Genomic DNA, 9,971 nt, shown 5'->3' with positions numbered 1-9,971 from the left:
GGTCCGCCGCCCCTGCGGCGGCCTCGTCGGCTCCGGCGACCGGCGTGGGTTTGAGCTCGCCGAGGGTGATCCAGCACTCCTCGAGGAGCGAGTGGCGGGCGGCCTTGGCCCGCTGGAGCAGCGTCTCGCCCGCGGCGTCCGCGGAGCAGCCGGTCAGGGCCATCACCACGCCCTTGGCGCGCTCCACGACGGCCGAGATCGCCGTCTGCTCGCGCAGCCGGTCCATCTCGGCGCGTTGCCGCGCCACCACTCTGGCCAGTTCCGCCAGGTCAGGCGCGGCCCCGGACTCCGCCGGGGTAACGGGGTCGCTCACGCGACGAGCATGGCACACAAACCGCTGTTCGATGACGGCCTTGCTCCGCGGAGATCCACCGAACCTGCGGTCCCCCGGCGCGGGCGCCGCGAATCAGCGTCCCGCGCTCACCAGGGCCTGGGTGACCGCGCGGACGCTGCGGGCCATGTGCTGGAGCTGCATGACCTCGGCCGCGTAGAGCTTGATCGTGTGCTCGATGACGCCCTCGTGCAATCCCAGCCGGGGCAGGTCGGCCCGGGCGGTCTGCAGGGCGGTGCGGGCCACCCGGATCTCCTGCTCGACCTGGAGCTGGGCATGCCGGGCCAGCAGCACGGGGTTCCTGATGAACGCGGGATAACTGGCGTAGCGGGCCGGCACCAGTTCGCGCAGCCACTTGGCCGCCGAGCGCTCCCAGTCGTAGCTGCCGGGCGTCTTGACCTGGCAGGGCCAGTCGGGGCTGACACGCGTGGTCGTCAGGGGCATGTTCATCGCTTCCGGTGTGCGGCGCCGTTGGGGTGGACGACGGGGTGGGGCGGCCCCGGCCTAGGGGATGACCGGGGCCGCCACGGGTGGCCGGGCAGAAGGTGCCCGGCCGGACACCCTCGCCACCGGAGCGGGTAGGAGCCGGCGGCTTCGGGTGTCGCTGCGCGGCAGGGCCGCGATCCGTGAGCAGTATTTATATATGCCGTCGGCTTTGCAAGACGTATGAAAACATTCATGCGTGCTTTGATGCGGATGGTCCCCTTGGTGGCTGTTCCTCAAGGGGCGATCGTCACTCCCGGATGAAGAACTGATGCTGGTCGGCGACCTGTTCGTACTCCTCGAGCCGCGCCTGTGTCCGTTCCGGATCCGCGTCGGTCATCGCCTGGAGCAGCGCCGCGCACATCACGCCGGGCGCCGCGTACGAGTCGAACACCAGCCGCGACCCGGTGCCCGTGGCGAAGGTGACGTCGGCCTCGTCCGCGATCGGACCCAGCGCCAGATCGGTGATCAGCGCCACCTGCAGCCCGGCGCCGCGCGCGACCCGCACCGCCGTGAGCGTCTCGTGCGCGTGGCGGGGCATGGAGAACGCCAGCACCCAGGTGCCGCCCGCCTCCCGCGACTGCAGCAGCGCGTCGTACGCGACACTGCCGCCCAGCGTCACCAGTCGCACATCCGGGTGGATCCGCCGCGCGGCGTAGGCGAAGTACTCGGCCAGGGACACGGAGATGCGCAGCCCGAGCACGGTCAGCGGCGCCGACTCCGACAGCTGCCGGCCGACCTCGATGACCCGGTCCGCGTCGGCGAAGTCCCGCCGCAGGTTCTCCAGGTTCTCGATCTCCGCGTCGACCGCCGCCTGCAGTTCATTGCCCCGGTTCTCCTCCGCGGCACCGCCGGCGAGGGTGCCGAGGGCGATCGACTGGAGCTTCTCCCGCAGCGCCGGGTAACCGCTGAAGCCCACCGCGGACGCGAACCGCGTCACCGACGGCTGGCTGACCCCGACCCGGTCCGCGAGATCCGTGATCGACAGGAACGCCGCCTCGGTGATGTGCTCGATCAGGTACTGGGCGATGCGCCGCTGCCCGGGGGAGAGCCGGGGCCGGTCGAACAGCGCGCGGAGCTGGGACGTCGGGGACACCTCCGTGTCCTGGCCCGCCTTCCCCGAGGTGATCGCGGATGCCTGTGCGCGTGCCTGCTGCGGCGATGGCACCGGTGCGCCTCCTTCGTCTCCCACGAAGGTTCAACATAGCTCACTCACCGTGGTGACCAGGCGTCTCACCGGCGCGCACCGCTTCGCATCCACGGGGATACGCCCGGCCCTCGCGGGAACCCGCCCTTCCGGCGCAACGCCGCAGAGCCCCATCGCCAGCCCCGACAGGAGGAGCAACCGGAATGACGGTCCCCGAGGAGAACCGGCCGAAGACCCGGGCCACGGACGACACCGCCGACGAGCCGCGCCCCGAGCGGAACCGGGCCCGCGACCACGACGCGGGCGGCACCGGACGCACGCTGCGCGAGGCGCTGGAGGAGGCGCGGATCCGCCCCGACGACTTCGCGGACCGCTGAGAGCCGCCCTCAGCACAACGACTCACCGATACATCGACACATCGACACGACGGCAGGTGAACCCACGATGAGCGCCCTGAGCGCGCTGGAACAGGCCCTGGAGAACCGATGGGAGACGGTGTGGGCGCGGATGCTCGGCCGCGAACGTGAGCCGGTCGAACTCGTCGAAGCCCTGCGGCGCGAGTGCGACAGCAACGCCGTGGTGTCCCCGGGCGGCCGGGTGATGGTCCCCAACGCCTACGACGTGGAACTCGCCGACCCGGTGCACGAGGAGCTGAACCGCCGGGGCGGCGGCGTCGGACAGGCGCTCACCGACAGCCTGGCCCGGCACGCCGCGCGCCACGGCTACGCCTGGGCGGGCCCCCTCACCGTGCACGTCGGCAGGGCGAAGGATCTTCCCGACGGCCGCCGCTACCGAGTGGCGAGCAGCGTCATGCGGCATGTGAGCGCCGAGGGATTCCAGCGGGCGGGGCGGTGACACGCCGGTCAGCTGCCGGGCTCAGCGACGGTAGATCGTGATGGAGTGACCGACGTCCTCGACCGGACGGCTTCCCGCGAGCAACTCCGCCAGCCTTCCGGTCGCCTTGGCCGCCGCGGAGTCGGACACCGCCAGCACCCCGCGCACCCGGTCGGGCGGCACCCGGCGCGGGTCGCCGGCCTCTATGCCGTAGTACGACGGCACTCCGCTGCCCTTGTACACCAGCCAGATCCGCTCGTCCCGGTACCGCTCACGCAGCCGTTCGGCGAGCCGGCCGAGGTCCTGTCCCCAGTCCACGTTGGAGTCGTGCAGATGCTGCCGGGTGCGCGCCGGACCGCCGAACGCCTCGTTGGCGTACGGCAGGTAGTACGGGTACGCCCGCAGCGAGCTCACCGCGACGAACGCCACGAGCGCTCCGGTGGTGACCGGGACCCACCGGCGCCGCACCAGGAGGACGCAGCCCGCCGCCACCGCGAGGAACATCGGCAGGAACAGCGCGTACCGAGTGCCGAAGTTGCGTGAGCCGTACATCGCGGCGGCCAGCAGCACCGCGGGTGCCGCGAGCACATAGGGCGCGGCGGGCCGCAGCCGCCGCAGCGCCACCACCGTCACGGCACCGGCGGCCCACAGCACGAGCAGGCCGAGCGGTGTCTTCACCAGCAGGGCGGCCGGCAGGTAGTACCAGAGCGAGCCGGTGTAGAGCCGGCCGAACAGGAAGCCCTCCCACGGGTGGTTCTCCAGCCCGAACTGGATGCGCATACCGTCGCGGTAGGGCTCCGGGAACGGCATCAACTCCACCAGCAGCCCGCGCAGCCCGTGCACCACCGGCACATGCTGCTGCGGGTCCCACCGCAGCCGCGGATCGACCATCAGATACGTGACCCAGACGACGGCCACCGCCACCAGCGCCACCACCCCGGCCCCGGCGCACGCCCGCACCGCCCGGCGCCGCCACCCGCCGCTCGACGCACACCACACCGACACCCCGGCCAGCACCAGCAGGACCGGCACCACGGGCAGGGTGCTCATCTTCGTCGCCAGCGCCGCCCCGAGCGCCGCGCCCGCGAGCGGCAGATGGAGCCGTGGCCGAAGGCGCGCCCGCCACAACAGCCACACCGCCGTCAGCAGGAAGCCGGCGGCCGGCACGTCCAGCGTCGCCAGCGAGCCGTGCGCGATCACGTCCGGGGACAGGCAGTACAGCGCGAGCGCGGCCAACGCGCCCGCCGTACCGGCCAGTTCACGGGCGAAGACGTACACCACCCAGCCGAACAGCAGCGTCAGCGCGATCACCGGGAGCCGCGCCCACAGCATCACCCGCCAGGGATCGTTGCCCGACTCGTACAGCAGGCGGCGCCCCAACTCCGTCTGGCCACCGCGGAATCCCGGCTCGAGCCGCGGGTCCGCGACCGCGACCCCGGCGGCGATCACCAGCTTCCCGAGCGGCGGATGCTCGGGGTTGTAGCGCAGGCTGTGCTCCTCCAGGTACACGGCGGCGGCACCGACGTACACCGGCTCGTCGATCGTAGGCGTCTGGCGGACGGCGGCGGTCACCATGGCCACGAGCATCTGCCCGAGCAGCAGCACCACCAGCCCGGCCTGCACCCATCGCCGACCCGCAAGACGCCTCATGGGCCGCTACTCTCCCACCGGCACCCGCCCGCCCGTGGGTCATCGACGGATGTCACACCGCCGGCCGCGCCACGACCTCCGGGGCCGAGGCGGCGAGTTCCGCCAGCGGAGCGCCGCTGAGCCGGCACACCGTCCACTCCTGGAGCAGCTCCGCGCCGAGCGACTTGTAGAAGGCGATGGCGGGTTCGTTCCAGTCCAGCACCACCCACTCGAAGCGTTCGAATCCGCGCTCCCGGCAGATCGCGGCCAGCGCCGCGAGCAGCGCCTTGCCGTGGCCGGCGCCCCGGGTGTGCGGACGGACGTAGAGGTCCTCCAGATGCATGCCCCGGCTGCCCGTCCAGGTCGAGAAGCGCGGGAACCAGAGGGCGAAGCCCGCGATGCGACCGGTCCCGTCGTCCTCGGCGATCAGGACGAACGCGGCCGGATGCTCGCCGAACAGCGCCTCGCGCAGCTGTTCCTCGGTGGCGCGGGCCTGGTCTGCGGCCCGTTCGTAGGCGGCGAGTTCACGGATCATCGCGCGGATCTCGGGGACGTCGTCCACGGTGGCTGTTCTGATCATGGACGCGAGCCTCGGTCATCGCGCCGCCCGGCGTCCACCCGATTCCGCGCACCGGAACGCGCGGGCTCCCAGCTGTCCAGCACCGGCACCACCAGGTCGGCCCGGTCCCGGGTGGCGGCGACCAGCTCGGCGTTGCGCTGGTCGCTGCGCATCACCCATGCCACCGCCTCCTCGTGGGTCTTGCCGAACTCCTCGTGGCGGGCGATGAGCCGGCGCAGGCGCTCGGACTCGTCCAGCTCGCAGAACCACACCTCGTCCAGGCAGGACCTGACGCGCGCCCAGGCCCCCGTGTCCAGCAGCAGATAGTTCCCCTCCGTCACCACCAGCCGCGCTGTCGGCGGCACCGGGACGGCACCCGCGATCGGCTGCTCCAGCACCCGTTCGAACCCGGGGGCGTACACGATGTCGCCGTACGTCTCCTCCCTGAGCCGGGTCAGCAGGGCGGCGTACCCGGCCGCGTCGAAGGTGTCCGGGGCGCCCTTGCGGTCGCGGCGGCCGAGCCGGTCCAGTTCCACGTCCGCGAGGTGGAAGCCGTCCATCGGGACGTGCGCCACCCAGGGCTCCCCGTCGCCGTTCAGCTCCCGCACGACACGCTCGGCGAGGGTGGACTTGCCGGAGCCCGGACTGCCGGCGATGCCGAGGATCGCACGCCGGCCGCCCCGGGGAAGGGCGCGGGCACGGCTCAGAAGGTCGTCGAAGGTCAGCGCCACACGGCAGAGTGTGTCACCCGACGGGCTTCCCGTCCGGGGCGGGGGAGAGGGTCACCGCTCGCGCGGGGAACAGTGGCCCGTATGACGGATCTGGGCCTGCCCGACACCATCCTCGCCTGCCTGTTCGACCTCGACGGCGTCGTCACCAGGACGGCCGTCGTGCACGCCGCCGCCTGGAAGGAGACGTTCGACGCCTTTCTGCGCGAGCGCGACGGCGCGGACTTCCGGCCCTTCGACGACGGCGACTACGGCCGCTACGTCGACGGCCGCCCCCGCGCCGACGGCGTCCGCACCTTCCTCGCCTCCCGCGGCATCGAGCTCCCCGAGGGAGCGCCCGGCGACCCGCCCCACGCCCCGACGGTGCACGGTCTCGGCAACCGCAAGAACGAGCTGCTGCTGGAGAAGATCCGCACCGGCGGCGTCGAGGCCTACGACGGCACCCTGCGCTACATCGAGCGCGTCCGGGCCCGCGGACTGCGCACCGCGATCGTCTCCTCCAGCGCCAACTGCCGTGACGTGCTGCGCTCGATCGGCGCCGAGGACCTCTTCGACGTACGGATCGACGGCGTGGTCGCCGCCGAGCGCGGCCTGCCCGGAAAGCCCCGGCCGGACACCTTCCTCGCCGCCGCCCGGGAACTGGGCGTCGAGCCCGCGCGGGCCGCCGTGTTCGAGGACGCGCTGTCCGGCATGGACGCGGGGCGCGCCGGCCGCTTCGGCTATGTCGTCGGCGTCGACCGGGCCGGCCGGCGCGAGGAGCTGTACGCGCACGGCGCCGACATCGTCGTCACCGACCTCGCCGAGCTCGGGGTGCCCGGGACGGAGGCCTGACAGCCGGTCACGTCCCGAAAAGGACTGCGGCAGTTGGCCGTATCCCGCCCTGCGCGATCTTGACTCGCGGGTTAGTTTTGTCCGTGTTTTCGGAGTTCTATGATTTTCAGTGAAGAAGAGGTGGACGATGACCCAGGGCAGCGGTGCCCTCCTCGTCGGTGCACGGCGAGGCGAGCAGGCGTCCGGGCCGGGCGCGTCACGCCGGATGCGCGGCACCCGTCCGCTCGCGGTCGTGGCCGCCGTCTTCACCCTCGCCCAGCTCGTCCTCGTCCGCCCCGCGCTGGGCCTCGGCTGGGACGAGATCGTCTACGTCAGCCAGGTCACCTCCCACCACCCGGCCGCCTTCTTCAGCGCCCCCCGCTCACGCGGCGTCTCCCTGCTGGTCGCGCCCGTCGCCTCCTGGTCCGACTCCACCGCCCTGCTGCGGATCTATCTCGCCGTGCTGTCCGGCCTGGCCCTCTACCTCGCCCTGCGCAGCTGGCGCGGCCTGTTCCCGACCCGGGTCCTGGTCACCGGCGGCGCCTTCTTCGCCTCCCTGTGGATCACCCTGTTCTACGGTCCGCAGGCCATGCCCAACTACTGGGTCGCGATCGGCGCGCTGATCACCGTCGGCTGCCTCCTGCGGTACCGGGCCGGGCGCGGTGCGCACGCCGGGGCCCTGTGGGGCATCGTCGCCGGGGCCGCGCTCATGGCGTGGATGCGCCCCACCGACGCCGTCTACGTGACGCTCCCACTGTTCGTCCTCGCCCTGGTCAGCGGCCACTGGCGCACCCTGCTCGCCCTCGCCGGAGGCGTCGCGGCGGGCGCCGTCCCCTGGGTGATCGAGGCGTACGCCTGGCACGGCGGGCTGTCCGAGCGGCTCGCCGAGGCCTCCCGCATCCAGGGCGGGCTCGGCTGGCACATCGCCGTCGACGACCAGCTGCGCAGCCTGGGCGGACGCGCCCTGTGCCGCCCCTGCACCGGGGAGATGCCCCACCCGGTGATCACCCTCTGGTGGATCGTCCTGCCGCTGCTCGCCGTCCTCGCCCTGATCATCGCCGTCCGCGGCCGGCGCACCCTGCCCACCCTGGTGCCGCTGGCCTGCGCCACCACCGCCGCCCTCCCGTACCTGTTCATGATCGAGTACGCGGCACCCCGCTTCCTCCAGCCCGCCTACGCGCTGCTCGCCCTGCCCGTCGCCGACGCGCTGTGGCACCTGGTCCGCACGCCGCGCGGCACCTGGCGGCCGGTCGTCACGGCCGTCGTCGCGCTCGGGATCGCCGGTCATCTCGCGGTGCAGCTGACCGTGCTGGTCTTCACCGTGGACCGCAACACCGACAGCCGGGACGACTGGGCCCGCACCGCGAGCCGGCTCCACGACCTCGGCGTCCGCCCGCCCTGCCTGATCACCGGGTACGAGGCCATCCCCATCGGCTACTACACCGGCTGCTCCTCGGGCGCGACCGCCGGGCACAACGAGAACACGACCGTCGCCGAGATCCTGCGCACCGCCGACCACATCCCCGTCGCCCACCTCACCGGCCCCGGCGCCGCCCCGCCCGGCTACGCCCGCCCCTGGCCCGCCCACCCGGTCAGCGACCTGACGGTCCGCGTCGCCCCGCGGTGGTCACGGGGCTAGAGATCGCGTTTGAGGTCACGCCGACCTGGCACCCGGGACGAACAGCCGACGTGGCGAGCCCTGACCGAGGGAGGACGACATGGGCACGGAACCGATGGGTGACGACGCCTACCAGCCCACCGGAAGCAACGAGGAACAGGCCGACGCCGCGCCGCTCGACCTGCAGGACGCCGTCGACGAGCGGACCTACGACGACACCCTCGACGAGGGCTACTCCCCGCCGGAGAAGCCGCTCGGCGTCACCAAGCACGGGACCACGGCCGCCGAGCAGCACGACGGGGAGACCCTCGACCAGCGGCTGGCGCAGGAGGTGCCCGACGCGTCCGTGCCCGCCGGTGACGAGGTCGGTGACCTGCCCGGCGGCGAGGGCGAACCGGTCGACCCGGAGGCGGGCGGCGACCGCGCCGGACGCCTGGTCGCACCCGACGAGGGCGCCCACCCCGACACCACCAAGGAGAGCGTCGCCGACGACGTCGGTATCGACGCGGGCGCCGCGGGCGCGGAGGAGGCCGCGATGCACGTCGTGGCGGACGACACGGAGCTGCCCGAAGGACCGGACCGGGTCTGACCCACACGTACCGCGGCCGGGCCGGTGCCATGGGGCACCGGCCCGGCCGGGTGATCATGTACCGGCGCGGCGGAGGCGGCCGGAGGTCAGGGGAGCATCTTGTCCAGGGCGGCGGGCCCTTCCCGGTCCAGCTTGCGCCGGGCCCATTCGAGGTTCTGCGGGGTGAGGTCCTTGCCCGAGGCAAGGACGATGTCCTCCGGCGACACATCGGTGCCGGTACGGGCGTGGAGCAGGCGGTCCGGGGTGGCGCGGTCCTCGGGCTGCCGGGACGCGTCGGGCTGGGACGTCGACATCTTCTGGCTCCTCGGGTCCGGATCCTGTTGCGGCCCCGGTGCTGTCATCGGGTCCGATATCTCACCATTCAACGCCGGAGCCCGCCGTGCATCCGGAAGCGCCCGGGGCGCCACCGGTGAGGGCCGCCTCGCGGCGGTGAAGGGCCGCACCTCTCGGGTGCCGGGGTACCTTCCCCGGCCCCCGGAAAACCTGTCCGGGGGCATCCGCGCCCCCGTTCGGACGCCCCCGGATGTCGCGTGGGCGCGACCGCCGTGAAGGTGGAGACACATGTCCCCGTGTGGACACACATGTCTCTGCATACGACAGGAGTTCCCATGCGTATACGTCTGCTGACCGCGGCCGGACTGGCGAGCGTGGCCCTGCTGGCATCCGCCGGCACGGCAGCGGCCGACGGGCCGGACACCGTCGGCGTCGCCAAGGACAGCCCCGGCTTCCTGTCCGGAAACGTCGTCCAGGTCCCGATCGACGTGAACGTCAACGCCTGCGGGAACAACATCGGCCTGGTGAACCTGCTGAGCTCGGCGAGCGGCAACATCTGCGTGATCAAGGACTGACGCGCCGCCCCGCGCCCCCGGCCCCGCGGACCACCGCAGGGCCGAGGGGCGCCGTCAGCTGTCCCCGGCCGGCCACGGCGCCAGCACCAGCATCGTGACGTCGTCCCGCACCTCGGGGCAGTGCCGTACGAGGTCCGCCCACACCCGCTCGGTCAGCGCGCCGGGATCCTCGTGGCCGAACGCCGTCAGCCGCTCGGCCAGCGGATAGAAGGTTCCGTCGGCGTCGCGCGCCTCGAAGACCCCGTCGGAGGCGAGGAACAGCCGGTCACCCGGCCGCAGCGGCACCGCGGCCGCCCCGGGCGGTGCCGCCCCGGCCAGCCCCAGCCCGAGCGGCACCCCCGGCTCCACCTTCAGCTCCTCGACCCGCCCGTCGCGCAGCAGCAGGGGCCCCGGCT

14 protein-coding genes are annotated in these 9,971 nt (G+C 72.9%); 6 read left to right on the top strand and 8 right to left on the bottom strand.

All coding sequences use genetic code 11. The features are described from left to right. The 3 genes from N4P33_RS27760 to N4P33_RS27750 all read right to left on the bottom strand — a co-directional run. On the bottom strand, window positions 1–226 hold a 226-nt coding region (locus tag N4P33_RS27760; protein WP_260829553.1), incomplete at its 3' end, for an ANTAR domain-containing protein. 180 nt (window positions 227–406) lie between these two features. Next, the gene (locus N4P33_RS27755; protein WP_260829552.1) at window positions 407–781 is read right to left on the bottom strand and encodes a hypothetical protein; all 375 of its coding nucleotides are present in this window, start codon (window positions 779–781) and stop codon (window positions 407–409) included. Between the two features lie 283 nt (window positions 782–1,064). Next, the gene (locus N4P33_RS27750) at window positions 1,065–1,982 is read right to left on the bottom strand and encodes a MurR/RpiR family transcriptional regulator (protein WP_260829551.1); all 918 of its coding nucleotides are present in this window, start codon (window positions 1,980–1,982) and stop codon (window positions 1,065–1,067) included. A 182-nt stretch (window positions 1,983–2,164) separates the two neighbouring features. Between N4P33_RS27750 and N4P33_RS27745 the strand changes: the two genes are divergently transcribed. Together N4P33_RS27745 and N4P33_RS27740 are read left to right on the top strand one after the other, a co-directional pair. Then, the gene (locus tag N4P33_RS27745) at window positions 2,165–2,338 is read left to right on the top strand and encodes a hypothetical protein (RefSeq protein WP_260829549.1); all 174 of its coding nucleotides are present in this window, start codon (window positions 2,165–2,167) and stop codon (window positions 2,336–2,338) included. Between the two features lie 67 nt (window positions 2,339–2,405). Beyond that, a complete protein-coding gene (locus N4P33_RS27740) occupies window positions 2,406–2,816 on the top strand; it encodes a DUF3662 domain-containing protein (protein ID WP_260829548.1) in 411 nt (136 codons plus the stop codon). A 21-nt stretch (window positions 2,817–2,837) separates the two neighbouring features. On the opposite strand, the gene N4P33_RS27735 is transcribed toward N4P33_RS27740, so the two are convergent. Genes N4P33_RS27735 through N4P33_RS27725 form a run of 3 tightly spaced genes read right to left on the bottom strand, consistent with a single transcriptional unit; the run spans window position 2,838 to window position 5,714 of the window. Then, complete coding sequence (locus tag N4P33_RS27735) at window positions 2,838–4,445, bottom strand: glycosyltransferase family 39 protein (RefSeq protein ID WP_260829547.1); 1,608 nt, start codon at window positions 4,443–4,445, stop codon at window positions 2,838–2,840. A 52-nt stretch (window positions 4,446–4,497) separates the two neighbouring features. Beyond that, window positions 4,498–5,004 carry a GNAT family N-acetyltransferase gene (locus tag N4P33_RS27730; RefSeq protein WP_260829545.1) on the bottom strand — a complete coding sequence of 169 codons (507 nt, stop codon included), beginning with the start codon at window positions 5,002–5,004 and terminating at the stop codon, window positions 4,498–4,500. After that, window positions 5,001–5,714: a nucleoside/nucleotide kinase family protein gene (locus N4P33_RS27725; protein ID WP_260829544.1), complete on the bottom strand. Its 714-nt coding sequence runs from the start codon at window positions 5,712–5,714 to the stop codon at window positions 5,001–5,003. Before N4P33_RS27725 ends, N4P33_RS27730 begins: the two co-directional genes overlap by 4 nt. Window positions 5,715–5,795: 81 nt before the next feature. On the opposite strand from N4P33_RS27725, the gene N4P33_RS27720 reads away from it, so the two are divergent. The 3 genes from N4P33_RS27720 to N4P33_RS27710 all read left to right on the top strand — a co-directional run bounded on the left by N4P33_RS27720 (window position 5,796) and on the right by N4P33_RS27710 (window position 8,728). Continuing rightward, complete coding sequence (locus N4P33_RS27720) at window positions 5,796–6,542, top strand: HAD family phosphatase (protein WP_260829543.1); 747 nt, start codon at window positions 5,796–5,798, stop codon at window positions 6,540–6,542. 127 nt (window positions 6,543–6,669) lie between these two features. Next, window positions 6,670–8,160: a hypothetical protein gene (locus tag N4P33_RS27715; RefSeq protein WP_260829541.1), complete on the top strand. Its 1,491-nt coding sequence runs from the start codon at window positions 6,670–6,672 to the stop codon at window positions 8,158–8,160. A 79-nt stretch (window positions 8,161–8,239) separates the two neighbouring features. After that, a complete protein-coding gene (locus tag N4P33_RS27710; protein ID WP_260829540.1) occupies window positions 8,240–8,728 on the top strand; it encodes a DUF5709 domain-containing protein in 489 nt (162 codons plus the stop codon). Window positions 8,729–8,814: 86 nt separating this feature from the next. Here the strand turns inward: N4P33_RS27710 and N4P33_RS27705 are convergent, their stop codons facing one another. After that, complete coding sequence (locus tag N4P33_RS27705; protein ID WP_260829539.1) at window positions 8,815–9,021, bottom strand: hypothetical protein; 207 nt, start codon at window positions 9,019–9,021, stop codon at window positions 8,815–8,817. Window positions 9,022–9,336: 315 nt separating this feature from the next. Between N4P33_RS27705 and N4P33_RS27700 the strand changes: the two genes are divergently transcribed. Further along, window positions 9,337–9,576 (top strand): chaplin, encoded by a 240-nt coding sequence (locus N4P33_RS27700; protein WP_260829538.1) that lies wholly within the window; start codon window positions 9,337–9,339, stop codon window positions 9,574–9,576. A gap of 54 nt (window positions 9,577–9,630) precedes the next feature. Here the strand turns inward: N4P33_RS27700 and N4P33_RS27695 are convergent. Next, on the bottom strand, window positions 9,631–9,971 hold a 341-nt coding region (locus tag N4P33_RS27695), incomplete at its 5' end, for a serine/threonine-protein phosphatase (protein ID WP_260829537.1).

Origin of the sequence: Streptomyces sp. 15-116A, assembly GCF_025290915.1 — a bacterium.
Classification (GTDB): Bacteria; Actinomycetota; Actinomycetes; order Streptomycetales; family Streptomycetaceae; genus Streptomyces.
The sequence above is the reverse complement of the archived record's forward strand: the minus strand, read 5'-3'. Positions and strand labels throughout refer to the sequence as shown.

Bases quoted from the DNA above. Each gene is read 5' to 3' on its own strand.
- N4P33_RS27745 (WP_260829549.1), top strand. From the start codon at position 2,165: ATGACGGTCCCCGAGGAGAACCGGCCGAAGACCCGGGCCACGGACGAC.
- N4P33_RS27735 (WP_260829547.1), bottom strand. From the start codon at position 4,445: ATGAGGCGTCTTGCGGGTCGGCGATGGGTGCAGGCCGGGCTGGTGGTG.
- N4P33_RS27710 (WP_260829540.1), top strand. From the start codon at position 8,240: ATGGGCACGGAACCGATGGGTGACGACGCCTACCAGCCCACCGGAAGC.
- N4P33_RS27740 (WP_260829548.1), top strand. From the start codon at position 2,406: ATGAGCGCCCTGAGCGCGCTGGAACAGGCCCTGGAGAACCGATGGGAG.
- N4P33_RS27730 (WP_260829545.1), bottom strand. From the start codon at position 5,004: ATGATCAGAACAGCCACCGTGGACGACGTCCCCGAGATCCGCGCGATG.
- N4P33_RS27755 (WP_260829552.1), bottom strand. From the start codon at position 781: ATGAACATGCCCCTGACGACCACGCGTGTCAGCCCCGACTGGCCCTGC.
- N4P33_RS27700 (WP_260829538.1), top strand. From the start codon at position 9,337: ATGCGTATACGTCTGCTGACCGCGGCCGGACTGGCGAGCGTGGCCCTG.
- N4P33_RS27715 (WP_260829541.1), top strand. From the start codon at position 6,670: ATGACCCAGGGCAGCGGTGCCCTCCTCGTCGGTGCACGGCGAGGCGAG.
- N4P33_RS27705 (WP_260829539.1), bottom strand. From the start codon at position 9,021: ATGTCGACGTCCCAGCCCGACGCGTCCCGGCAGCCCGAGGACCGCGCC.
- N4P33_RS27720 (WP_260829543.1), top strand. From the start codon at position 5,796: ATGACGGATCTGGGCCTGCCCGACACCATCCTCGCCTGCCTGTTCGAC.